The organism is Nitrospirae bacterium YQR-1 (assembly GCA_039908095.1).
Lineage (GTDB): Bacteria > Nitrospirota > Thermodesulfovibrionia > Thermodesulfovibrionales > Magnetobacteriaceae > Magnetomonas.
Genome location: JAMOBJ010000002.1, coordinates 74,583 through 98,886 on the forward strand (window position 1 = coordinate 74,583; position 24,304 = coordinate 98,886).

Below are 24,304 nucleotides of genomic sequence, written 5' to 3' on the forward strand. Positions count from 1 at the left end.
TACCTATGTCAATCCTTATTGCGAAATTAAAATCTCAAAAACCAGTGAGGCGGCAAGGCGTTTAACAGCTTCCGCAGCGGCTGTCTCTTTTGAGGCTACTATTGCATTTACGGTGTCAGGGCCGTAAAAGGACTCATAAAAGGGAGATGTGACTCCTTTAAACTCTCTATTTTTCCCATCCCTGCCCTTTATTACAAAATCCCCCTTTAAATCTATCTTATACTCAGAGGCATACTTTTTCTTTTCAGAAACAATTACCAACTGAAAGTAATTAATATTACCTTCAATGGTATTTTCCGAAAAGTCTGTTACAGATACACCTCTTTTTAAAAGCTCCTCCGCTAAGGCAACATAAAATATGTCCTCAAGTTTAGGCTCCGACGTGGTGTTTTGTATTTTCCCAACCTTTACTGTGGTAAAGGGTAAAGAAGAGCCGCCTAAAACCCTGTATCCACATCCTGAAAGACACAAACACAGCAGTGAAAAGGTTATTACACCAAAAAGCTGTTTAAGCACTAATTTGTTAACCATGTGAGCACCTTCTAACCACTCTCCAGTACAATATTAACAAGCCTGCCCTTAACGGCACGCACCTGCTTAATCTTTTTACCGGCAATGTAGTCCTGTATTTTATCGAGATTAAGTGCGGCTTTAGTCAGGGCTTCATCATCGGTATCGGCGGCAATCATCATCTTTGCTCTGACCTTTCCGCCAATTTGAACCACAAGCTCAACTTCCTCTTCCTTTGCTGCATTTTCATCATACACCGGCCACTGTGTTAAAAATATTGACTTTCCATCACCCAACACTACCCAAAGCTCTTCACACAGGTGTGGTGCAAAAGGGCTAAGCAGTAATGTAAGAGATTTAAAGGCAAACTTCAGAGCGGCGTAATCAGCCACATCTGAGGGTTTAAAGGCAGATATATCATTAAGAAGCTCCATCAAGGAAGCAATCGCCGTGTTAAAGTGGTAGTCCCGTTCTATTGCACCTGTCACCTTCTTTATTGTCTGATGGGTTTTTCTTACAAGTTTGCCGGATAATTTCTCAGGTTTTATATTAACTGTCTTCAATTCATCGGCATAGTTATAAAGCAGGCCCCAGAGCCTGTTAAGAAATCTGTAGGCCCCTTCAACACCCTGTACCGACCACTCGATGTCCTTTTCCGGAGGGGCGGCAAACAGGGAAAACACCCGTGCTGTATCGGCTCCATAGCGGCTGGTTATCTCATCAGGAGTTACCAGATTCTTCTTTGACTTGGACATCTTCTCAGTGCGTCCTCGTATCACAGGCATTTTGCAGTGCAGACACTTTCCGTTTTGGATTTCATTGGGAAAAAGCCAGCCGTGCTCATTACATTTTAACGTTTCCTTACAGACCATTCCTTGCGTAAGAAGGTTTGTAAAGGGCTCATCAAAATCCACAACGCCTATATCTCTGAGGGCACGGCTGAAAAACCTTGAATACAGAAGATGCAGCACTGCATGTTCAACACCACCGATATATTGGTCAACAGGCATAAACCATGATATGTTGTCCTTATCCAGCGGAGCTGACTCTTTTGGGTTACAGTACCTTATAAAATACCATGAGGAATCCACAAAGGTATCCATCGTGTCGGTCTCACGTCTTGCATTTTTTCCACAGGCCGGGCAAGCGGTGTTTAAAAACTCAGGAACTTCTGAAAGCGGTGAGCCGCCCATTCCCTTTAGTTTAACATTGTCGGGCAGGATTACCGGAAGGTCTTTCTCCTCTACAGGTACAACACCGCATGTGGTGCAGTAAACAACCGGTATAGGGGTTCCCCAATATCGTTGTCTTGATATGCCCCAGTCTCTTAACTTGTAGTTGGTAACAATCTTGCCCATGGAGGCATTTTCTATGTAGAGGCCGATTTGCTCAATTGCCGTCCTATTCTGAAGTCCGCTGAATTGTTCTGAATCTATAAGATACCCCTCACCCTCGTATGCCTGTTGTAACTCAGCGGAGGTAGAGGCATCCTTGTCACTTACGATTACCTGAGTTACCGGAAGCCCGTACTTTTTTGCGAAATCGTAATCTCTTTGGTCGTGGGCAGGCACTGACATAATGGCTCCTGTGCCGTAGTCCAACAGGACAAAGTTAGCGGTGTAAATGGGAATTTCCCGCCCATTTATCGGATTAACAGCATATTTACCGGTGAAGAGCCCCACTTTTTCATCCTCTTTGCCATAAAAGGACTTTACCGTTTCAAGGCCTGCCTTATCTTCAGTTATAATATCAGCCAGTGGATGTATTGGGGCAAGGCACACAAAAGTGGCGCCAAAGAGGGTATCAGGGCGAGTGGTAAAAATTCTTATTTTTAAATCTGAGCCGGCCACAGGGAAGTCCATTTCCACGCCGCGGCTTTTGCCTATCCAGTTTCTTTGCATGGCAACCACGTGCTGGGGCCAGCCACTTAGTGTGTCGCAGGCGGTTAATAGCTCATCGGCATAGGCGGTTATTTTAAAAAACCACTGCTCAAGTTCTTTTTGTTGCACAACAGTGTCACATCTCCAACACCGGGTGTCTATAACCTGCTCATTAGCAAGCACTGTAGCACAGTGTCCGCACCAGTTAACAAAAGAGTTTTTCTTATAAGCAAGTTCTTTTTCAAGAAGTTTAATAAAAAACCACTGGTTCCATTTATAGTACTCCGGTGTGCATGTGGTGACCTCTCTGTCCCAGTCGTAGCTGCAGCCGATTTTGTTTATTTGTGCTTTCATGTATTCAATATTTTCAAAAGTCCATTTATACGGAGCAATGCCGCTGTTAATAGCCGCATTTTCAGCAGGCAGACCAAAGGCATCCCATCCCATGGGGTGGAGCACATTATATCCCCTCATTCTTTTGTAGCGGGTAATGACGTCGCCGATTACGTAATTTCTGATGTGTCCCATGTGGATTTTCCCTGAGGGATAGGGAAACATCTCAAGGCAGTAGAACTTGGGCTTATCTCTGTCAGAGTCAGCCTTATTTAACCCTGCCTCAAGCCAGTACTTTTGCCACTTTGACTCTATACCTAAAGGATTATACTTTTCTTCCAAAAACACCCCTCCACTAGTAAAATTACTTTAGCAACATTTATATTAAACTACTAAGCGTAGCAAAGTAAATATTTTAATTGTTCCCGAAAAACGACACAGAGGTAAGAAAAACGAGCAAAGATATAGTAGAAAAAAATGGATAGGTCTGCTGTGATCTGAAATTTCCGCTCAAAAACCACTTTTAGCGGGCTGCCGGTTTTTCTATATCGGATTTCGGGGATGCGCCTTGACTTTCAAATAGCATTACGGATATCATCTCTTGGTGGAAAAGGCTAAAAAACATCTGCTTTTTGCTTTGTTAATAATAACACTGATAAAGCTGTTTTTAGTTTCCAACATGTTAATACTTGTCAGCGGCTATTCCACCCACGATGATGCTCTCTTTGTAAGGCTTGCCTCCAATATTCTCAGTGGAGGCTGGCTTGGCCCTTATGATGAATATACACTTATCAAGGGCGTGGTTTATCCATTGTTCATTGCCTTAAACTTTTCAGTAGGCTTTCCTCTTCTTCTTACTCAACAGCTTCTTTACATTTTTGCCGGGTTGTTTTTTTTATATACAATATCTCATGTTACAAAAAACACTGTTATATTAACCGCTATTTTTGTTTTTTATACTTTTTTCCCACTCCTTACCTCCATGGACTTTACCAGAGTTGTAAGAGACAGTGTTTATATTTCTGAAATGATGCTTTTGTTTTCGTCTCTTTTTGGATTGCTTCTTTTTAGGAATTTTAAATGGGCTGTCTATACAGGACTTTCACTGTCTATGTTTTGGTTTACACGTGAGGAAGGAGTTTGGGTGATACCGTCAGTTGCATTTACTTATTTTGTTATTATTTTAAACCTTAGAAATAACGGCAAAGGTACTCTCTTAAAGACAATCCTGATATTAACCGTCCCATTTGCAATGCTATTGTTTTTTTCAAGTTTAATTTCTTATGTCAATATGAAGCACTATGGTATATACACTACAAATGAGTTCAAATACAAACCATATCTCAAAGCGTATGGTGCATTAACGAGGGTAACCCCTAAAGAATGGACACCAAAAGTATCTCTCCAGACCTCCACTATGGATGAAATCGCAAAGCACAGTCCTGCCTTTTCAAAAATAAAAGCTAATATTGACAGAGGATGGTTCAGAGGATATGAGGAGATTTCAGGAGGAAACTTTCCATGGTGTTTAAGAAACATGGTTGCACGAGCAGGTTACTATAAATCAGCAAAGAGCACCTCGGAATTCTACGAACTGCTTGCTGCTGAGATTAATAACTTGTGTGATAGCAAAGTGCTGAATTGCAGCCACAGGTTTGATATCCTCTTGCCCCCCATTTGGAAATATGACATACATGACTTTATGACAACTTTGTTTACTGCTGGAATCAATGCCGCTACTTTTACCTTTTCAGTGCCAAATGAGTTACTAAGATCCACTGGTGATGCAAGTTCGCTTTCTCTTTTTCAAACAATCACTAATAACATAATTCATCCACCACATAAAACCGGCAAATGCAAGGTTACAGGCTGGGCATTTAAAAAGAATTCAGCTCCTCTTGAGTTAAAACTAAAATCTTCCACTACCGCCCCTTGTCTTTATCAAATTTCTTTTTCTGAGAAACTACGAGGCTTTGATGTTGTAGCTATGTTTAACGCCCCATCGGCGGAGTGGTCACGATTTTATATCGAAACAAAATACGACCACCTTTGCTCGCTTGGCTTTTATGACAACTCATCGATGTTGGTCGCTGAGGCGCCAATATCTCATCTCCCTGATGTATTATACATCTACGATAGTAACGTAAAGGTGCATTTTGATAAGGTGGCTTTCGACACTGATGTTGACTTTGAAAAAACTTATAATATCATAAAAAAAATGCCGATATTTAAGTATCGTATTCTCAACTTCATTGCTACTATATACAACACCATTTTCCCCTATAGTTGCATTTTAGCCTTATTATGCTATTTTGTTAATTTGTTTATATTTAGAAAATATACAATGCTGTTCTTTTTTAACACAACTCTCATAGTTGGAATTATAAGTCGTCTTTTAATTATTTCGATAATAGATATGACGTTTTTTCCTACTATTAATGTTAATTTATACATGGCTCCGGCCACATTTTTGCTTAGTCTTTTTACTCCACTGAGTATTTTGGATAGTCTCTTCAAGATATTCAGGGTTAATGTCAGGCACGGAGCTATTCAGAGCTAATAGCCCCCTTTGAAGGGGGTTTGGGGGTAGAAGTCTCCCTCATGGGAGATTTAGAGGGTGGTTTTTACTGTGTCATACGAATATTATTGGTACATATCGGACAGCTCAAGATAGGGGGGAGGCGCCGCTTTCTCCCAGCCGCCTGTGTTTACTTCTGACTGCAACTTGGTATCAATTGGTCTAATACAGAAATTTTTTCTTTCAGCAGGAACATTTTTCTTATAAGACATCTGAAAAAGTGTGTTACCCTCAGGTAACCAATTGCTTTACCACCTAATACCAAGTTGCATTCATTCGATTAGCTTTGTTGGCTTCGTCGAAAGCTCCTTGACGTCTCCCTTAAAGGGGAATCCCCTATGAGGGGAGGCGTCGCTTTTTCCAGCCGCCTGTGTTTACTTCTGACTGCTACTTGGTATAAGGTTGCCTGAAGCACCGCCGGCAGTGTTAGCCGATGCTTTTAAGTTACTACATTATTTCTGGCATGATTTTTGCAACAACAATAACAATGTGTTTAGTGATACAAACTTTAATAAATGATTTAAGGAGGTTAATATGTCAGACATAAGCTCAGTAAGTACAGTAACATCAAACTCATCAACCAGCAGTAGTTCAACAAGTAAACTACAGGAAGTAGTTAATAATTTCGCACAAACTCTTCAAAAAGAGTATTTAACAGTTTGTGGCACTACTGACCGTGATAATGTTTTATCTGCTACAAAGTCATTTATGGAAAATGCTGATAGTGACGGCGACAGTTACTTAAGCTCAACAGAGGCAAGCACTGCAGGAATCAGCAGCGAAGATTTCACAACGATGGATGTAAATTCTGATGATAAAATAAGCACGGATGAGAGCATGTACACTTATCTCAAAGACCGGGTAGATAACACTTCTAAATCTACAATAGTACAATATGATACCGACTCAGATGGGTACCTGAGCTCAACAGAGGCGGAGTCAATGGGTGTTGACTCAACAACATTTAACACACTGGACCATGATGCGGATGGGCAGGTAACTTATACCGATCTGACCATGAACTACAGTCCGGATTATCTGAACCAAAAATACCTGGCACTTGTAAACACAGTTAATTCTTAAAATCTTAAGGAGAAACTATAGCAGGTGTAAATGACAAACGCTTAAACCGGTAGTAAGGTGCCCTCGTGCTTTAAGTAGTACCTTAGGCGATAGTATTAACACCTGTGTACGGAAAACAGGCAGGAGGGCAAAAGACTGTGATGTATAGAGGCCATGGAAGGCCGGTGAAACAATTTTGCCTTCTCTAACTGTGGTTGCACTCCTCACAAGCTCCGGGGCATACAAAACACTACTATGAGAAAGCTGTGCAACAATTATTACAGGTATGAGCAGCCCTTTTGATTTGGTGGTGTTTAATCAGAAATTACCCTGCCATGTACAGGATAACTTTTTTTCTTATTTTTTTCTATTGATAAATTCTATATCTGTTGTTGTATTATATAAGCTGATAGTGACACAGTGGAGAGGTGGCTGAGCGGTTGAAAGCGACGGTCTTGAAAATCGTTGTAGGTGCAAATCTACCGTGGGTTCGAATCCCACCCTCTCCGCTCCATAAGCCATTCTACAGTGTTTTTTTATTCAAATTTCATATAAACATCCCAGTGGATAACCACAAAAAAATCTTGTTTTAATGTGCGCTTCATTGGAATGTCCTTATTTAATAGTCAACATTGGTCAACGGCCTATTTTTGAATTTGAATTAAAAAACATTGTAGAATGGTAGCCAACATGGGTTTATTGGCGCGCCCAGGAGGAGTCGAACCCCCAACCTTCGGATCCGTAGTCCGACGCTCTGTCCAGTTGAGCCATGGGCGCTATCGTTGATTCTACCGCTACTGTAACCCTTTTGTCAATACGTATGCATGTACCCGTTAAATACAGAGGATTTCTATGATTTCAGTCTTTATTATAAGCACTGTTAAGTTTTTCCAAAATACTACCGATAAACTATTAAAAGCAGGAAAAAGGAAAGGAAAAAAAGGAAAGAAAGAAGACAAATAGAAGGCAATAAGTGTTAACAGTGTTTAGGTATTGTAAGGATACAGTACCGTAAAGCTCACTGGGCACGACAATAAAAAAGTAGTAAGTTAAATATTTGTTTTTAGGTTTAAAACGGCAGCCGGATGCTGTCAGAATTGGTGAAATTACAAGGAGGTTGACATGACTTTAATAACTGCAGCAACAATAATAATTCTCCATCACAAACTTATCAACGATACATAACCGCTGTCAGCTTAATTTATTTAAGATTATAAATTAAGTATATAGACGGTGTTGTATCAGAACCGTTAAGTGCAATTACTATTAAAACTAGTAGCCGGATGCTATTAGACTAAAACGACACATGGAGGTTTATCATGGCATTTGTAATAAACACAAACATAATGTCCCTCAATTCACAGCGTAACTTAAGAAGAACCCAGACTCCGCTTGCTGATGCAATGGCAAGATTATCATCAGGATACAGGATAAACTCAGCAAAGGATGACGCAGCAGGGCTTGCAATATCGACAAGAATGACCACTCAGATAAGAGGTCTGACTGTGTCGGTAAGAAATGCCAACGACGGTATGTCAATGGTGCAGACTGCTGAGGGCGCAATGGATGAAATCACCCAGAACCTTCAGAGAATTCGTGAACTTGGCGTGCAGGCAATGAGCGGGCAGTACGGAGTAACCGATATATCGTACATGCAAAAGGAAGTAAATGCCCTTATTGAGGAGATAGGGAGAATTTCAGAGCAAACTAAATTTAATGACAAAAGGCTGCTTGCCGGGGGCTTTGATCAACGGCTCCATACAAGCTATGCCGCCAGTGACGCCCAGATAAGGGTTACAATCGGTTCTATGAACACGGATGCCCTGGGTGGCCCGATTTTTACGCCTACCGGTAAAAATGGTACAACCGTATTCTTAAAAGATATCCATACTGCTACAACGAGCGGAATAGACGGCATAGGGGATGGCTCATTTGTAAGTGGTGCAGGGTATCCGCCTAACTGGAGTTTTGAAGCTAAATCCACAATCACTTTTACCGGAACAACGGCTTTTCAGGTGGCGGATTCAACCAGTGTGACAGGGTTTAGGTCCCAAGCGTCAAATGCTATCGCTGCAGTTGATGCGGCATTGAATTATGTTACAAGCTCAAAAGCCAGCATGGGTGCAAGAGCAAACCAGTTTGAAGCGTCTATAAGAAACATAGACAACGTAATAGAGACAACTCAGGGGTCGAAGTCCAGAATTATTGACGCCGACTTTGCTAATGAAACAGCAAACCTTACTAAGTCTATGATTCTACAACAGTCCGGCATATCGGTTTTGGCTCAGGCCAACTCGGCTCCGCAAAATGTGCTCTCACTGTTGAGATAGAAAAATACTGATAAAGCAGGAGGATAACAGAATTGGGTTGTAATCCCAATAAGTTGAATTATTGAAATATTTGGAGGTGTATGAGATGTAGAATTAGTGTTTATAGTATTAGGACATATTGACTTGTAGATTAACCGAATAGCTGGATGCTATTTAAAAAAGACGCAAGGAGGTTTACCATGGCATTTGTAATAAATACAAACATAATGTCTCTTAATTCTCAACGTAATTTGAGAAGAACACAAACTCCGTTGCAGGATGCAATGGCAAGATTATCATCAGGATACAGGATAAACTCAGCAAAGGATGATGCAGCAGGGCTTGCAATAGCAACAAGAATGACTTCACAGGTCAGAGGCTTGACCGTGTCGGTAAGAAACGCCAACGATGGTATGTCAATGGTGCAGACTGCCGAGGGTGCAATGGATGAAATCACTCAAAACCTACAGCGAATTCGTGAGCTTGGCGTGCAGGCAATGAGCGGGCAGTATGGCGTAACCGATATATCGTACATGCAAAAGGAAGTAAATTCACTTGTAGAGGAAATAGGGAGAATATCGGAGCAGACCAAGTTCAATGACAAGAGGCTGCTTGCCGGTGCTTTTGATCAACGAATCCATACAAGCTATGCAGCCAGTGACGCCCAGATAAGGGTTGCAGTCGGCTCAATGAACACAGATGCCCTGGGTGGCCCGATATTTACTCCAACCGGTAAAAATGGAGCAATCGTTTACTTAAAAGATATTCACACCGCTACCACAAGCGGAGTAAATGGTATAGGGGATGCCAGCTTTGTAAGCGGTGCAGGATATCCGCCTAACTGGAGTTTTGAGGCTAAAAGCAGTATTACCTATACCGGTATAGCATCGTTTCAGGTAGCAGATTCAACCAGCGTTACCGGATTCAGATCGCAAGCCTCAAATGCTATTGCTGCGATTGATGCAGCTTTAAATTTTGTAACCAGTTCAAAATCAGACATGGGAGCTAAGGCTAACCAGTTTGAAGCATCTATCAGAAACATAGACAACGTAATAGAGACAACTCAGGGGTCAAAGTCCAGAATTATGGATGCCGACTTTGCCTCCGAAACAGCAAACCTTACTAAGTCTATGATTCTACAACAGTCCGGCATTTCGGTTTTGGCTCAGGCCAATTCGGCCCCGCAAAACGTACTTGCCCTGTTGAGATAAAATTTCGTATACTCCGGGGAGGAAGGGTGCTTCCTCCCCCTTTTTTTTGTCATTCCCTTGAAAAAGGGAATCCATATCCTTATTATAGAGGAAAAAAGAAGTGGATTCCCAATCAAGTTGGGAATGACAAATAAAGAAAAGACTTTAAAAACAAACACATGGAGGGAGTCTCTTAGAAGGAGTTAATATAATAATATGGACATACAGTACCTTGCGGGCATACCGCTGCAACTTCTTATTGCCTTTATTGTGGATTTGCTTATAGGCGACCCCAGGTGGTTTCCACACCCTGTAAAAGCAATAGGCCTTTTGATTGAAAAATCAGAGACAAGCCTCAGGAAACTTACAAGCACAAAAGGCGGAGAGCTTTTTTGCGGAGCAGTCATGGTTATCGCCGTTGTTTCTGTAACATATGTTTTTTTTTATTTTATAAATTATTACACAAACAAGGTTTTTGGCAATGTGTTTATAGTAGGCGGCAGGTTTGCACTGTCAGACATAATTATCGGCATTATTGGTTCATTTTCAATAGCCTACTGCGGGCTCAGAGACTCTGTGGTCCTGGTATATAAACTGTTACAAAGCGGTGATACAGAAGGCTCACGAAAGGCTCTGAGCTCAATTGTCGGTCGTGATACGCATCAGATGGAACAGCCGGCAATTATAAAGGCAGCGATAGAGAGTCTTTCGGAGAACTTATCGGACGGAGTAATTGCACCAATGTTTTATTTTGCCATTGGAGGCCTGCCACTGGCTTTTGCCTATAAGGCGATAAACACTATAGACTCGATGGTTGGATATAAAAACACAAAATATTTATATTTTGGCAAAACAGGGGCAAAACTTGATGATATAACAAACTTTATCCCATCACGTTTGACGGCTTTTTTAATAGTTGCCGGCACTCTTGCTTTAAAATTTATATCTATGTTATACTATTCGGTAATTTATGTAATTATAAGAAAAGGGGACACAGACAGAGCAAAGCGCCTGTCAGTTTATAAAAGCATTATGGTGTTGGTAAGAGACGGTGGTAAGCATCCGAGCCCAAATGCGGGAAGGCCTGAGGCGGCGATGGCCGGTGCTCTGGGCATAGCATTGGGGGGAGCTTCATACTACAGCGGTATTTTGGTAAATAAGTCTGTCATAGGTGACGATGGAGGAGCTGTTGATTTGGTCAAAATAGCAGATGCTTTGCAAATTACATCATTTGCGGCGGCAGCCGGCTTTGCCTTGATGCCGGCATTATCAATTTTTGTGAGGGTACCGGTATTTTAGTGTTAAAGAAGGTATTTTTATTCATCTCGTCGTTTTTTGCTGTTGCAACAGCACTGTTTTGCGGCAATGTATATGCTGTTGAGGGGACTTCCAAGGAGCAGTCCCATATAGACTCCCTCTCCGGTAATGTTTTTACAGACAACAACGATAATTTCAATGTAATACTCGTAGATAAAACCACAAGCACTCTCTATTCGGTAACTGTTAAAGATACCGTTCCATACATCGTAAAAGACTACAAGGTAATAACAGGTGAAAATAATGGTTCAAAAGTAAGAGAAGGGGATTTGAAAACCCCTGAGGGTTTCTATTTCATAACAAAGTATATACCACCGGAGAAGCTGGACCGCAAGCTGTTTGGTGACGGCGCTTTAACGCTTAATTACCCCAACATAGTGGACAAAAACATGGGACGCACCGGGCACGGCATCTGGATTCACGGTATGGGCGAGGAGAGAAACGATAACAAGACCAAGGGTTGTGTTGCTCTACAAAACAAAGACTTTGAACATCTGAAGACCTTTCTTATATTAGGAACGCCTGTGATTATTTCCGAACATCTTCATTTCCTTAACATAGAAGAGTATAAGAAAAAGAAAAAGAAATATATGGATATATTCAAAAAATTTATAACCAGTTGGGAGAAGGGTGATTATGAGGGGTTTGCCAGTTTCTTTGATACTAAGTTCAAAGGGGAGTCAAACGGAACCGCACAGAGATATTTAGCTGAAAAAAAGAAACTTATGCAGGTCTATCCCAACAGAAAAGTGGTAACCTCGGATATAAACATTTTCACTGAGAATTCCAATGCTCTTATGTATAAGTTCAATCAGCTCTACTGTGCCGACAATGTGCTTTCTTACGGCACAAAACTTCTGTACCTGACAGGGGGCGGTGGCAGCGATGAATTTAAGGTAATAGCCGAGGAATTTAACAAGATGGATGTTGAACCTATAGTGTCTAAGCATGTTTCAACCATAGTATCTAAATGGAGAGCGGCATGGCAGTCAAAGGATATCGAAAAGTACATAAGCCATTATTCCCCGGCTTTTTCATCTGACGGGATGAATGTTAAACAATGGAAGGCTTATAAGAAGGGATTATTTAAGGCTTCAAAAAGTTTGAAAGTTAATGCTAAGGATATAAAATTTAAAGTTGTCTCTGGAAAGCGCATAGAGGTAAGTTTCACACAGGAGTACACCTCAGATACGGTTTCAGACAAAGGCATAAAGACACTGGTGTTGTACGGCTGTCCGGGTGACTATAAGATAGTTGAAGAGAGTTGGAGACATCTGTAATACCAAGTTGCATTCATTCGATTAACTTTGTTGGCTTCGTCGAAAGCTCCTTGACGTACGAGCATAGTACGCCTGTGTCGCTTTCTTCTTGCCGCCTCGTTACTCTTTTGACTGTAACTTGGTATAAGTTTTTTGTGGTTAAATTTCTAAATACGGCAAGCTGTGTACTTTTAGAAGAAATCGCAAAGGAGGCCGCCTTTGAAAATCAGTGATGACCATATAACCACCGGAGTGGATGTGCAAAATGTGCTTGATATCTTTAAAGGACAGTGGATTTGCAAACTGCCACCGCCATATGACAAATCAGAAGCCGGTGCAATGCCGCTATTTGAAGACCCGAGGCTTCTGTGGGCTCAAATGTATCTTGGAGGTTTTCATAACCGGAACATACTTGAGCTTGGTCCGGTAGAAGGCGCTTATTCATATATGCTCGAAAAGATGGGGGCACAATCAGTACTCTCTATAGAGACAAACTCAGTGCCATACATGAAATGCCTTATTATAAAAGAAATATTGGAGCTTAAGCGGAGCCGGTTCCACCTTGGTAATTTAACAGAGTACCTTCGAGTAACTGAGGATAAATTTGACGTCTGCATTGCAAGTGGTGTTTTGTACCAGGATATAAATCCTGTTGAGTTAATATCGCTTATTTCAAGGGTGTGTGATAAGTTTTACCTTTGGAGCCATTACTACGACAAGGAACGGATAAAAAACAATGCCCTCATAGACGGTTTTTTCACAGAGGAAACATCTCAGGAGCATAACTATCAAGGATTTAAACACACCCTCTATAGGTACTATTACGGCGGGGTGCCTTCCTGTTCCGTCCCCGACTGCACTACCCCTTACAGCCATTGGATGCTCAGAGAAGACATATTGTCTGCACTCAGATTCTTTGGCTTTGAAGATATTCAACCGGCATTTGAACAACCTGAGCACCCCAACGGACCGGCATTTTCAGTTGCTTGTTTTAAATGAACATAATGGTGACAGCCGTTACTGAAAAATCCCTAAAAGGTTTGAGACAAAATCTAAAGAAGCCGGATTGTTCAGAATAAAAAGAACAGCAATGATTAAAATATTTATCATAATTGCCTGACGTGTTTTTTTCTGCTCAGCAATCAGCCTGTTGATTTCATTTCTCAAGTCTTCTTTTGTAGCAAGTACCTTTTTTAACTCAATTAACAGCTCATCCACATCCGACCTGGTAGCAGGCTGCGAAATAAGCTGATTAGCGGCCTTGCTGCTAAGCTGCGCTCCCTTTAGCCGATGATATACCTGCAACATATCAATTTTCCTTGCCATAAAATTAGTGTAACAAAATGAATAAAAAAATGTAAAGTAGTTTTTTTTTTGATCTTCCCCCGATTCAGTGGACAGTTAAATAAGATAGAATACTGAAACTTTGTGTCCACTGAATCGGGGGAAGATCAATAACTGCATAAGCAGTTTATTTAATCTTTTAATATAAAAGGAGACGGCATAAAAGTGATAATAAAAATAATTAAAGAGATGACAGCGACTTTTTTCCTTGAAGCATGGAGAGGGAACTCAGCGAAGTAAACCGGCGGGTGATGTATGCCAAGGAGAATCATTAAAAAAGCCCATACAAGCCATCCCTCCCAGTAGAGCCCGCCCATACAGGCAAGAATTGCGACAATTATCCTTGACATCCACATGTGGCCGATGTCTGTTACAGCATAGGCAATATGGCCGCCGTCAAGCTGCCCAACCGGCAGGAGATTTAACGATGTAACAAAAAGACCAATCCATCCGGCAAATGCCACTGAGTTTAACATTATGTCGTATCCGGCAGGAGGTGTACCGATTATAATTTTAGATAAAAGAGTAAATAATAAGGAATCACCCAGAACTATGCCCTCTGTGCCGGTTGTCTTTACAACTTCCGAACCCATGAGACCTGCAATTGAGGCGATTAGTGAGAAAACAAATCCGGCTATAGGCCCTGAGGCGCCGATGTCTATTAAGGCGGTACGAGTTTGAATGGGAGATTTCATTTTTATAAATGCACCAAATGTGCCGAATATAGACGGCGCCGGTATAAAGTACGGAAGTGTAGCCAATGTGTGATGTTTAACCGATGCTACATAGTGGCCAAGCTCATGCGAAAGAAGAATCCCCATAAGGGTCAGAGCAAACGGCAACCCTTCATAGAATTTACCGGGTGAACTTAATGGGTTTATCCCCTTTTGAATCATACCGGCAACCAGTGTGGATAGTAATGTCAGAAAAAAAAGCGCTACATGCAGAGGTGTTATTTTCTGTGCAAAGGTGGTTGCTTTCATATTCATTTTATACCGGTAGTAAGAATTTTTCCTGTTAAATCATACTCAGAGGCATCGGTTATAGTTACGTTTATAAAACTTGAAAGGGTTTTGTGACTCATTTTTTCATCGCCGGATAAATTTATAATAACATTACCGTCAATTTCAGGAGCATGGCGCGCAAGACGTCCGATTAAAACATTTTCACCGGCCTCGTCAATCAGAGCCGGATATGTGCCTCCGATTATAGCCAGATTCTTCTCATATGAGATTTTAGCCTGAAGCATCATTATCTCATCAATACGTTTTTTAATTGTTCTGACAGATACCTTTTTGGGCATTGTGTGTGAGAGTGTACCCTCCTCATCGGAGTACGAAAACACACCAAGGTGGTCAAAGCGCACCTCATTAACAAAATTCATAAGGGCTGTAAAATCACTTCTTGTCTCTCCTGGATGCCCGATTATAAAGGTTGTTCTAAGTGTTGCTGAAGGTATCCGGCTGCGAATTTTTTCTACAAGTTTTAATTGGTGAATCTTACCGCCTCCCCGTCCCATAGCTTTTAGTATCCTATCCTCGGAGTGCTGAAACGGAATATCAAAATACTTGAGCACTTTCTCCTCATCTCTGATGCACGCAATGAGTTCATCAGTAACGGAGGTTGGGTAGAGGTAAAGGAGACGTATCCAAAAATCCCCGCTGATGGCAGCCACAGCCCTGATTAATGAGGGCAGTGATGTGTTTGAGTCTGAGCCATAGGAGGTAAGGTCCTGAGCTACAAAAACCAACTCCTTCTTACCGCTCAGTATCTGCATTTTAGCGTTTTCTATAATGCTATCCACAGGGAAACTTCTGAATTTCCCCCTTATTGAGGGTATAACACAGAACGAACAGCTGCGATTGCAGCCCTCGGCTGCTTTTAAATAAACATAGGGTTGATTAGGGGGCATCTTCAGCCGGAGCTGCTTTTTGCCGGTTAACTCATCTGATATTTGGGTCTCCTTGCAGTAGCGGATTATTTCATCCTCGCTGCCTACTCCCCAGATAGCATCAATTTCAGGAATTTCCGCCATAAGCTCATCCTTATACCTTTGCGCCAGACAACCAAAAACAAGTATTTTTTTGCCCTGTTTTTTTTCGTCTATGAGTGAGAGGATTTCACCAATAGATTCCCGTTTGGCATCCTCGATAAACCCACAGGTGTTGATAATTAAAAAAGATGCGTCTTTAGGTGAAGAGACGGTGTTTATGCCGTTTTTATGAAAGAGGGTCTCAAGATTTTCAGAATCCACCCGGTTTTTAGGGCAGCCCAGTGTAATTATAAAGGCGGTAGGGGTGGTCATTATTGGTTATGTGGCAGTGTGTTTGCCTCAATCGGTTTTAGTCTGGATCTTAGTTTGATGATATAAAATAAAATGAGAAAACTTAATACACCTCCAATAATGCTGGTTATAGTGTTGCCGACAAAAAACGGCCAAAAAAGTGCCCCAAAAGTCTCTCCTATATTGGACAATGTCACGTGTTTAAAATTAAGATTTGCAACGGAGGCATCACTGCGTAAGACTTTAATTCCAACCCATGTGCCAAATGTATATATCGGAACCATAGTCAAAGGGTTCAACAGATAGACACCTGTTATGATAGACACCTTATTTAGTTTGAAAGCCCAAGCCAGAATAAGGGCTAAGGGGGTGTGAATGCCAAAGAGCGGAGAGAACCCGATAAGCGCCCCTATGCCAAAAGACAGGGCGATCAAAAAAGGAGGATCGTCAAGGCCAAGGAGCTGCTTAAAGGCATTTCTAATCTTCAAAATGTACATACCCACATTCCTTAAGCTCTGTTTCATTGCCGTCTTTAGTTACAATTGTAATACCCTCTTTGACAATATCACCAATGTAAACAGCATCTGTAACATCGGCGGCAGAGGAACAGGTGAAAAGATATTCATAGTCCTCACCACCGCAAAGACATAAATCAATGGGGTCAACTCCAAGGTAGCTGCATGAATCAGTTAATTCGTTAGATACAGGCAGATAGTTTTCATAAAGCCTGCAACCGACACCGCTTTCAGTGCAAAGACGCCTGAGGTCAATGGAGAGGCCGTCACTGATGTCTATCATAGCGTTTATGTTTTCAGTAAACTGGCGATGTTTGACTGTGGGCATAAGGTGTCTTGTGATAAGCGGCTTCAAGGTGCTCCATGGTATATGAAAATCATCTATCGTCTCGGCGTTTTCTAAGTGAATCTGGCGCCTGATTTTCTTGAGGAGCTGTAAACCCGCCGCCGAGTTTCCGGGCTGCCCCGTAACGTAAACCCTGTCGCCTGGTTTTGCCCCTGCTCTCATAACAGGACTGTTTTCTGCAACTCCTATGAGTGTGGCACTTAGGGCCAGCCCTGACTGTGATGAGGTCACATCCCCTCCGACTAAAGTTGTATCATAAATAGTCAGAGCACTCCGCAGACCGTTTAAAAACTCATCAATGCAGAGTTTGGCTCTTTCCTTAGGGATTGCAAGTGACAACAGCATGTAAAGCGGACGCCCTCCCATGGCATAAATATCACTTACGTTTACACTGACAAGTTTATATCCCACCTGATATAGGGTACAATACGAAAGGTCAAAATGTACCCCCTCCATCATCGCATCTGTTGTTGCGGTAAGAAGACCGCGCGGAGGTTTTAAGACGGCGGCGTCATCCCCAATTCCTACAATCAGCCCCTCGGCAGTTTTAAAAAAGCTCTCCCTTATGTGTTTTACAAGGGACAGCTCACCCATTCCGGAGTTTTTCATAGTGTCAGACTATGTTGCAGCCGGTTTCTTTAAAGCTATTTCAAGGACGTTATCCATGGTCTCAGCAAGTATAAACTCCATGTCCTTTCTGATATACTTGGGTATATCGTCCAGATCCTTTTGATTTCTGTTTGGTATTATGATTCTTCTTATGCCGAGCCGTTTTGCTGCAAGAGTTTTTTCTTTAAGACCGCCAATAGGCAGGACCGTTCCTCTGAGAGTTACCTCACCGGTCATAGCAATGTTTTTGTGGACAGGGACACCGATAAGAGCTGAGGCAACAGCCGTTGTTATAGTAATGCCCGCAGAGGGGCCGTCTTTTGGAATAGCACCGGCCGGTACGTGTATGTGAATATCTTTTTCTGAGAAAACATCCTCGTTAATGCCGAGTTCTTTGGCTCGGGAACGGACATACGAAAGAGCCGCCTGAGCCGATTCTTTCATAACATCACCAAGCTGCCCGGTTATGGTAAGGTTGCCTTTGCCTTTCATTGTGGTGGCTTCAACATATATAATGTCACCGCCGCTTTCTGTCCATGCCAATCCTGTAGTGACACCGACCTCGTCTTTTTTCATTTCCTCTTCCGGTAAAAACCTCGGTGCTCCCAGATACTTTGAAAGGTTCTTATTAGTTACGAGAAACTTTCTGCGCTTCCCCTCGGCTATCTGTTTAGCTACTTTACGGCATAGTTTGGCTATAGTACGCTCGAGATTTCTTACGCCGGCCTCTCTTGTATATTGAGTGATGAGAAGGTTAAGGGCTGAGTTGGATATTCTCAGCACTCCCTTTGTAAGACCGTGTTCCTGAAACTGTTTAGGAATCAGATAATTTATTGCTATGCCGTTTTTCTCCTCAGCCGTGTAACCGGAGAGACTGATTATTTCCATTCTGTCCTTAAGTGGTCCTGGAATGGTGTCGGCGATATTGCCCGTGGTTATAAACATGACTTTAGTAAGATCAAAGGCCACTGCAATGTAGTGGTCAACGAAAGAGTTATTCTGCTCCGGGTCAAGAACCTCAAGGAGGGCTGATGAGGGGTCTCCCCTGAAATCCGTACCGATTTTATCAACCTCGTCAAGCATAAAGACGGGATTATTAGTTCCGGCTTGTTTTATGCCCTGTATGATTCTGCCCGGCAATGCACCCACGTAGGTTCTCCTGTGGCCTCGTATTTCAGCCTCATCTCGCACCCCGCCAAGGGACATACGCACAAACTCCTTGCCCAGCGCCCTTGCTATGGACTTTCCAAGCGAGGTCTTTCCCACTCCGGGCGGCCCTATAAAACATAGAATCGGCCCCTTCATTTTCGGATTTAACTTTCTTACGCTAAGATACTCTAAAATCCGCTCCTTTATTTTTTCCAGATCGTAGTGGTCTTCATTTAATACTTTTTTTGCCGTTTTTATGTTGATGTTGTCTTTAGTGGATTTAGACCACGGCAATTCCACAAGCCAGTCGAGGTATGTTCTGACAGTGGCGGCCTCTGCACTGTCCGGGTGCATTTTCTCAAGGCGTTTAAGCTGTTTCTCAGCTTCCTTTTGAACCTTTTCAGGCATCTTCGCCTCTTCGATTTTCTTTCTGAATTCCCGGATCTCCTCCATCTTTTCGTCTATATCGCCAAGCTCTTTCTGTATAGCCTTAAGCTGCTCTCTGAGGAAGTACTCCCTCTGGGTTTTATCTATCTCACCGCGAGCCTCCGTCTGGATTTTCTGCTGCACTATGAGGAGCTCAATTTCACGGTTAAGAACCTCACTCACCCTCTTTAGCCGTTCAAACTGGTTCTCAATCTCAAGAATATACTGCGCCTGGTCAGTTTTTAACCCGATGTTTGAAGCAACTAAATCTGCAAGCCTGCCGGGGTCATCGAGGTTTTCTATCACTATCATAATATCGGGTAAAATCGTCTTACCCAAAGACAGAGCTTTCTCTATCTGCTCCTTAACCGAGCGTATAAGGGCCTCTACCTCCAGGGTGAGAACCTCCGGTTTTTTTTCCTCAATTTTCTGTATATGGGCAACATAGATGTTGTCTTTTTCGTATATTTGGGAGCAACGTGCTTTTGTAAGCCCCTGAACCAGTATTTTAACGCGTCCGTCCGGTAGCTTCAGCATACGCATAATAAGCCCTACAGTGCCTGTATGATAAAGCTCATCTATGGCGGGGTTTTCAGTGTTGAGGTCCTTCTGGGTCAGCAGCATTATCATCCTGTTGGTGCTTAATGATGAATCTATAGAGCTGATGGACTTTTCACGTCCTACAAATAAAGGGATTATCATATAAGGAAATACAACTATATCTCTGACCGGCAGTACCGGCAGCATTTCCGGAATTTCAAGCTCTTTTTCATCTATTTTTTTATCAGCTTCACCCATCTCAATCTCCTATTGTCCCTCTTTCGATAGTAATTTGTATAACTCTGTCCTTAATCTTTTCAAAAGTAAGCCTTATTACGCCTTTGGAGTAAACAGCCTTGCCGGTAGCAACATTAACCTTTACCGGTAGTTTCACCACACGTTTGAAGTGATCATAACACCTTTCCATACAGAGGAAACGGCTTCCTTCAGAGCGTGTTGTCTTCCTCCTGTCTCCCTCAATTACCACAAGGTCATCACAGACTTTTACATTGACCTCTTCCAGGATTATCCCAGGCGCATCTATCTCAAACACAAGCAGGTCATCAGTTTCATATATGTCCATAAGAGGCATTGCTCTTGCGGCATCAGTGCTATAAAACATACACTCTTTTATGTTTGTAATCTCTGACACAGTTGCCTTTTTCATAATATAATCTTTGCCGGCTTGTTTAAAAACTGCACTAACTGCCATTTCAGCGGTGCTGCCTGACTTTAATCCAACTCCCCCCGAACCATTTGCATTTTCATAATCAGCAACTAAGACATATCTGCCTCAGCGATTTTAACATTTACATACAAAAAAAGCAAACATGAAAAACTTAACTGAATTCCGGTATAGAAAATCGGTTTTCCTGTTAATATTTGAGTAAAACTAAGATTACAGCAACAATATTATTTCTTTTGGTTGTACAATTCTATGATTTTGTCAGTTAAATCAATAGCAGGTTTGGCATAAGCAATACCGCCTGTGTTTCTTTCTATTACAATTGTATAATCGTCCTTTTTCCCTATTTCTGCTATTATTTCATTAAGGTCCTTAAAAACCTGAGCTTTCAGCCATTTTTCCATTTGAAGCACTTCCTGATCGAGGTCCTCTTTCTGGCGTTTTAGCTCTCTAAGTTTTTGGGCGAACTGTTCTTCCAGTTTTAACTTTTCATCCAGTTTGAGGTCGCCCTTGTCTATTTTTTCCTTTAATTTTTTAGCCTCCTCTTCTTTCTGTAAAAGAGGGGCTTTCTTTTGCGTAAGCGTATCATCATATCTTTTCCGGTATTGTTTTACCGGTTTAGCCTCAGCTATTATCTTCTGAATTTCAAATATTCCAATCCTTACAGCTTCAGCACTTAGCGCATGGGAAGCATACACTGTAAGTATTTGCAGAAATACCATTACAGGGAGTATTAAAAAACTTTTTGTTGTTTTAGTTATCATCTAATCTAAAACCTGTACTCAACCCCTGTGGTAAACATGTTTCGTTTGTATTCATAGATGTAAATATTGGAGGTAACATCTGTATGTGTGTAGTTAAAGTTGACGTTAAAATTCTTCAGTGCCTGCCAGACAAGGCTGGCGCCAAAGGTGTATGAATCATCCTTTCTGTGAACATAAAACACGTTGTGTTCATTCTTGTAGTTTTGGAAAAAAGCCTCGCCCGTAATGATACCGGATAGTTTTTCCTCGATAGGCACGACAAGACCGGCATTTATTTTATGTCCGTCATTTACCCAGTTACTACCCACAGTGTCGTCATATGAGTACTCGTACTTTAAGTTAAACATTCCCTGGCCTTTGGAGAAAACATAAACATAACCGAAGCCGCCCAGAAACTTGTTGGAATCACGGTTTTCATCCGGATCATATATCTTTGCCATCATATCACGCAATTCATAGCCCACATATGCCTGTGCTATATTGTTTGGCACAAAAATCCAGTTGTAAATAGGCTTAAGTGACAAAACCCCCATGTAGGACTTATCTTTAAGTATCGCATGTGTGTATGTAAGGGGGAAGGACAGAGCGGAGTCCTTGAAATTATACCCCGGGCTTAGTGATAAACTATTTATAAACAGGTTATGTGTTTCGTTTTTAAAATAGACAGTACTAAGGAAATTGTACTGAGCATTAAAAAACCACTTGCTGCCAAGGTTTGGACGGTAATCAATTCTGAAGAGGTTCAGAATGGCGCTGTCCTTCTCGCCTGATATATCTACTCCAGGGATATCATCAATGGGTTTGGACAGTACATTGTCGTCATACCTGTAGGATACACCAACGGTAAATTGCCATTCTTTAAATGCCTCCTTGCCTTTTGCTATTTCCTTTTGGTACTCTTTTGCAAATGACGCCATATCAGAGGTAGGGTCTGCCGCAACCACTTTGTCGAGATAGCCGCCTGCCTCATCAAATTGCCTCTCCTTGCTGTACGCTATAGCCAGATGAAAATCCGCAGCCTGAATGACTGTTGAATCGAGCTCCTTTGCTTTTTTAAATGAGCTTATTGCCCCCTCGTTGTCATTGTCTTTAAGCAATACCAGTCCCTTTAAAAAAGCGATTTGTCCTGGGAGTATTTTGTCGTTTTCCGCTTTTTGAATCCACTGGCGCGCCTCATCTAGTTTATCTGAGACGTAGAGGGTGCCTATCAGCTCAATATATGCATCTGCCACCGGTGGCACAAAATGGAGGGATTCTTTAAAATACTTCTCAGCACTTTTTAAATCACCTATTTTTTTGTAAGTAACACCCAGGTAGTAAGATATAGTTGATGTGCCCGGCTGTCCCTGCTGTGCTTTTTTAAAGAGTTCCAGTGCTTCCTCGTAATTGCCCTCCTTAAACTGGGCTATTCCCTCTGAGACATAATCTGCAGCTCCATATAAAATGCCGGTACTCATTATTAGAAATATAAACGAAAACAGTATAATTGACGATTTTTTCATAGCATCTCCTTATGTTTTTAACTTTACAGCAATAAAGGCTCCACTAAATTATCATTGTTTATAACATACTTCACACATTTAATTCAATGTTTTTGTTTGAAATTATTTTATTAAATAAAAAAAGTCTGAATCATGATTTATCTGCTTAAGTCCTCAGCCCGGAACAATGGGCTGAGCTGCTGCTGTGGTTAGGTATCCGGGGTCTCCTCATTAACATTGTCCTTATTTATTCCATAAACTTTATTAACAATAAAGAGGGGACGTCTTTTGACCTCCCTGTAAATCCGTCCTATATACTCACCAAGAATCCCTACGCTTAAAAGTTGGATTCCACCAATAAACAGTACCGTGACCATAATGGATGCATACCCGGGAACATCTATCCCTCTGATTAATGTTTTGACAATTAAAAAAGAAGCATATAGGAATGATAAAAAAGCAATGGAAAATCCCACATAAGACCAAATCTTCAGGGGGGTTACACTGAAAAGAGTGATTCCGTCTATAGCAAAATTCCAAAGTTTCCAGTAGTTCCACTTAGTTTCACCGGAGAACCTGGGGTCTCTGTCATAAAATATACCGGTTTGTTTAAAACCGACCCATGCAAAGAGCCCTTTCATAAATCTTGTATTTTCCGGAATTTTGTTAAGCACGTCAACTACCCGCCTGTCAAGAAGCCTGAAATCCCCGGTATCTCTGGGGATGTCTATATCGGTAATATAATTTATTGTCTTGTAGAACATCTTAGCGGTAAAACGCTTTAAAAAGGTCTCCCCGGATCGGGAGCGTCTTACAGCATAAACAACGTCAAAGCCTTCACGCCACTTTGCTATCATTGAGATAATCAACTCAGGGGGGTCCTGTAGGTCGCTGTCTATAGGGATAACCGCCTTTCCCACCGTGTACTTAAGGCCTGCCGTAAGGGCCAGCTCCTTGCCGAAATTACGGGAGAGGTCTATAATCACTATTGCATGGTTATTTTGTCTTTCCTGTTGCAGCCTCTTCAGTGTGTCGTCAGAGCTTCCGTCGTTAACACAAACTATTTCGTAATTGAGGCCGGTTGTCTCAAGTATCGGGGTTAAGCGCTGAAATAGAAAGGCAACATTAGACGCTTCATTGTACATAGGTATAACAACGGAGATTTCACACTCATTACGATATTCCTTCTCTAATTTTTCCGGTTCCAATGTATTATTTCTGATTTATAAGAATTTTAGTGTGAAATTAACTTCATAACCGCTGCAACTCCTGCAATCCCTACGGCAACGATAGTGCCAAGCCGTACAGATAATTTCAATTCAAGCTCCTTTAAATCACGGGCAACCTTGTTTTCAAGCTCTTTCACATCACGCTTAAAATTATTCTCAAGCTCTTTTAAGTCACGTCTAAGAATGTTTTCAAGCTCTTTTAAGTCACGTTTGGTAGCAAGGCTTTCCTCTAACAACTCGGATAAAACCTCAGTTTGCACCTCAGCTTGTTCTTCAGTAAACCCTACAGCTTTAAGCCTTTTCACATATGCATGGGTATCAAAAATTACACTTTCTTTCATATTTTTAATTTCCTTCCTGTTTAATGGTATAAAAATATTTCATGCCTTGTCAACCACCTTGGCAAAATCCACGTTATACCAAGTTGCATTCATTCGATTAACTTTGTTGGCTTCGTCGAAAGCTCCTTGACGTCTCCCCTAAAGGCCAAGTAG

The 24,304-nt window shown here is 41.7% G+C and carries 20 protein-coding genes and 2 tRNA genes; 8 read left to right on the forward strand and 14 right to left on the reverse strand.

Features of this window, described 5'->3' with window-relative positions; all coding sequences use genetic code 11:
• Nucleotides 1-15: 15 nt before the first annotated feature.
• Nucleotides 16-531 (reverse strand): LPS assembly lipoprotein LptE, encoded by a 516-nt coding sequence (gene lptE / locus H7844_02185; protein ID MEO5356090.1) that lies wholly within the window; start codon nt 529-531, stop codon nt 16-18.
• 11 nt (nt 532-542) lie between these two features.
• Nucleotides 543-3,065, reverse strand: coding sequence for a leucine--tRNA ligase (gene leuS / locus H7844_02190; GenBank protein ID MEO5356091.1), 2,523 nt, complete (start codon nt 3,063-3,065; stop codon nt 543-545).
• Between the two features lie 262 nt (nt 3,066-3,327).
• Here leuS and H7844_02195 point away from each other — a divergent pair, with 262 nt between their 5' ends.
• The 3 genes from H7844_02195 (at nt 3,328) to H7844_02205 (ending at nt 6,872) form a co-directional block, all read left to right on the forward strand.
• Complete coding sequence (locus H7844_02195) at nt 3,328-5,283, forward strand: hypothetical protein (GenBank protein ID MEO5356092.1); 1,956 nt, start codon at nt 3,328-3,330, stop codon at nt 5,281-5,283.
• A 552-nt stretch (nt 5,284-5,835) separates the two neighbouring features.
• Complete coding sequence (locus H7844_02200) at nt 5,836-6,384, forward strand: hypothetical protein (GenBank protein MEO5356093.1); 549 nt, start codon at nt 5,836-5,838, stop codon at nt 6,382-6,384.
• Between the two features lie 401 nt (nt 6,385-6,785).
• A tRNA-Ser gene (locus H7844_02205) sits at nt 6,786-6,872 on the forward strand.
• A gap of 191 nt (nt 6,873-7,063) precedes the next feature.
• Here the strand turns inward: H7844_02205 and H7844_02210 are convergent.
• A tRNA-Arg gene (locus H7844_02210) sits at nt 7,064-7,140 on the reverse strand.
• A gap of 542 nt (nt 7,141-7,682) precedes the next feature.
• Here H7844_02210 and H7844_02215 point away from each other — a divergent pair.
• From H7844_02215 to H7844_02235, 5 genes are all read left to right on the forward strand, one after another.
• A complete protein-coding gene (locus H7844_02215) occupies nt 7,683-8,693 on the forward strand; it encodes a flagellin FliC (GenBank protein MEO5356094.1) in 1,011 nt (336 codons plus the stop codon).
• 179 nt (nt 8,694-8,872) lie between these two features.
• Nucleotides 8,873-9,883 carry a flagellin FliC gene (locus H7844_02220; protein MEO5356095.1) on the forward strand — a complete coding sequence of 337 codons (1,011 nt, stop codon included), beginning with the start codon at nt 8,873-8,875 and terminating at the stop codon, nt 9,881-9,883.
• 195 nt (nt 9,884-10,078) lie between these two features.
• Nucleotides 10,079-11,161 (forward strand): adenosylcobinamide-phosphate synthase CbiB, encoded by a 1,083-nt coding sequence (gene cbiB, locus H7844_02225; GenBank protein MEO5356096.1) that lies wholly within the window; start codon nt 10,079-10,081, stop codon nt 11,159-11,161.
• Nucleotides 11,161-12,459, forward strand: a complete 1,299-nt coding sequence (locus H7844_02230; GenBank protein MEO5356097.1) for a L,D-transpeptidase family protein — start codon at nt 11,161-11,163, stop codon at nt 12,457-12,459. Before cbiB ends, H7844_02230 begins: the two co-directional genes overlap by 1 nt.
• A 198-nt stretch (nt 12,460-12,657) precedes the next feature.
• Nucleotides 12,658-13,437: a class I SAM-dependent methyltransferase gene (locus H7844_02235; GenBank protein ID MEO5356098.1), complete on the forward strand. Its 780-nt coding sequence runs from the start codon at nt 12,658-12,660 to the stop codon at nt 13,435-13,437.
• An 18-nt stretch (nt 13,438-13,455) separates the two neighbouring features.
• Here H7844_02235 and H7844_02240 read toward each other — a convergent pair whose 3' ends face one another.
• The 11 genes from H7844_02240 to H7844_02290 all read right to left on the reverse strand — a co-directional run bounded on the left by H7844_02240 (nt 13,456) and on the right by H7844_02290 (nt 24,151).
• Nucleotides 13,456-13,746 (reverse strand): hypothetical protein, encoded by a 291-nt coding sequence (locus H7844_02240; protein ID MEO5356099.1) that lies wholly within the window; start codon nt 13,744-13,746, stop codon nt 13,456-13,458.
• A 167-nt stretch (nt 13,747-13,913) separates the two neighbouring features.
• A complete protein-coding gene (locus H7844_02245) occupies nt 13,914-14,771 on the reverse strand; it encodes a site-2 protease family protein (protein ID MEO5356100.1) in 858 nt (285 codons plus the stop codon).
• Nucleotides 14,768-16,087, reverse strand: coding sequence for a 30S ribosomal protein S12 methylthiotransferase RimO (gene rimO / locus H7844_02250; GenBank protein ID MEO5356101.1), 1,320 nt, complete (start codon nt 16,085-16,087; stop codon nt 14,768-14,770). Before rimO ends, H7844_02245 begins: the two co-directional genes overlap by 4 nt.
• Complete coding sequence (locus H7844_02255; GenBank protein MEO5356102.1) at nt 16,087-16,563, reverse strand: DUF2062 domain-containing protein; 477 nt, start codon at nt 16,561-16,563, stop codon at nt 16,087-16,089. Before H7844_02255 ends, rimO begins: the two co-directional genes overlap by 1 nt.
• Nucleotides 16,544-17,536 carry a thiamine-phosphate kinase gene (gene thiL / locus H7844_02260; GenBank protein ID MEO5356103.1) on the reverse strand — a complete coding sequence of 331 codons (993 nt, stop codon included), beginning with the start codon at nt 17,534-17,536 and terminating at the stop codon, nt 16,544-16,546. The genes H7844_02255 and thiL overlap by 20 nt, the downstream gene beginning before the upstream one ends.
• 9 nt (nt 17,537-17,545) lie before the next feature.
• Nucleotides 17,546-19,909: an endopeptidase La gene (lon, locus tag H7844_02265; GenBank protein ID MEO5356104.1), complete on the reverse strand. Its 2,364-nt coding sequence runs from the start codon at nt 19,907-19,909 to the stop codon at nt 17,546-17,548.
• A gap of 1 nt (nt 19,910) precedes the next feature.
• Nucleotides 19,911-20,363: an Hsp20/alpha crystallin family protein gene (locus tag H7844_02270; protein ID MEO5356105.1), complete on the reverse strand. Its 453-nt coding sequence runs from the start codon at nt 20,361-20,363 to the stop codon at nt 19,911-19,913.
• 200 nt (nt 20,364-20,563) lie between these two features.
• Nucleotides 20,564-21,100 (reverse strand): OmpH family outer membrane protein, encoded by a 537-nt coding sequence (locus tag H7844_02275; protein ID MEO5356106.1) that lies wholly within the window; start codon nt 21,098-21,100, stop codon nt 20,564-20,566.
• 5 nt (nt 21,101-21,105) lie between these two features.
• Nucleotides 21,106-22,602, reverse strand: a complete 1,497-nt coding sequence (locus H7844_02280) for a tetratricopeptide repeat protein (protein MEO5356107.1) — start codon at nt 22,600-22,602, stop codon at nt 21,106-21,108.
• Between the two features lie 188 nt (nt 22,603-22,790).
• On the reverse strand, nt 22,791-23,726 hold the full coding sequence (locus H7844_02285; GenBank protein MEO5356108.1) for a glycosyltransferase family 2 protein: 936 nt from the start codon (nt 23,724-23,726) through the stop codon (nt 22,791-22,793).
• A gap of 89 nt (nt 23,727-23,815) precedes the next feature.
• Complete coding sequence (locus H7844_02290; GenBank protein MEO5356109.1) at nt 23,816-24,151, reverse strand: CCDC90 family protein; 336 nt, start codon at nt 24,149-24,151, stop codon at nt 23,816-23,818.
• Nucleotides 24,152-24,304: the final 153 nt, after the last annotated feature.

What these genes read in the sequence shown, in the direction of transcription:
- rimO (MEO5356101.1), bottom strand. Translation starts at nt 16,087, where the DNA reads ATGACCACCCCTACCGCCTTTATAATTACACTGGGCTGCCCTAAAAAC.
- H7844_02245 (MEO5356100.1), bottom strand. Translation starts at nt 14,771, where the DNA reads ATGAATATGAAAGCAACCACCTTTGCACAGAAAATAACACCTCTGCAT.
- H7844_02200 (MEO5356093.1), top strand. Translation starts at nt 5,836, where the DNA reads ATGTCAGACATAAGCTCAGTAAGTACAGTAACATCAAACTCATCAACC.
- lon (MEO5356104.1), bottom strand. Translation starts at nt 19,909, where the DNA reads ATGGGTGAAGCTGATAAAAAAATAGATGAAAAAGAGCTTGAAATTCCG.
- H7844_02285 (MEO5356108.1), bottom strand. Translation starts at nt 23,726, where the DNA reads ATGTACAATGAAGCGTCTAATGTTGCCTTTCTATTTCAGCGCTTAACC.
- H7844_02280 (MEO5356107.1), bottom strand. Translation starts at nt 22,602, where the DNA reads ATGAAAAAATCGTCAATTATACTGTTTTCGTTTATATTTCTAATAATG.
- H7844_02290 (MEO5356109.1), bottom strand. Translation starts at nt 24,151, where the DNA reads ATGAAAGAAAGTGTAATTTTTGATACCCATGCATATGTGAAAAGGCTT.
- cbiB (MEO5356096.1), top strand. Translation starts at nt 10,079, where the DNA reads ATGGACATACAGTACCTTGCGGGCATACCGCTGCAACTTCTTATTGCC.
- H7844_02240 (MEO5356099.1), bottom strand. Translation starts at nt 13,746, where the DNA reads ATGTTGCAGGTATATCATCGGCTAAAGGGAGCGCAGCTTAGCAGCAAG.
- H7844_02275 (MEO5356106.1), bottom strand. Translation starts at nt 21,100, where the DNA reads ATGATAACTAAAACAACAAAAAGTTTTTTAATACTCCCTGTAATGGTA.
- thiL (MEO5356103.1), bottom strand. Translation starts at nt 17,536, where the DNA reads ATGAAAAACTCCGGAATGGGTGAGCTGTCCCTTGTAAAACACATAAGG.
- H7844_02255 (MEO5356102.1), bottom strand. Translation starts at nt 16,563, where the DNA reads ATGTACATTTTGAAGATTAGAAATGCCTTTAAGCAGCTCCTTGGCCTT.
- lptE (MEO5356090.1), bottom strand. Translation starts at nt 531, where the DNA reads ATGGTTAACAAATTAGTGCTTAAACAGCTTTTTGGTGTAATAACCTTT.
- H7844_02270 (MEO5356105.1), bottom strand. Translation starts at nt 20,363, where the DNA reads ATGGCAGTTAGTGCAGTTTTTAAACAAGCCGGCAAAGATTATATTATG.
- H7844_02215 (MEO5356094.1), top strand. Translation starts at nt 7,683, where the DNA reads ATGGCATTTGTAATAAACACAAACATAATGTCCCTCAATTCACAGCGT.
- H7844_02220 (MEO5356095.1), top strand. Translation starts at nt 8,873, where the DNA reads ATGGCATTTGTAATAAATACAAACATAATGTCTCTTAATTCTCAACGT.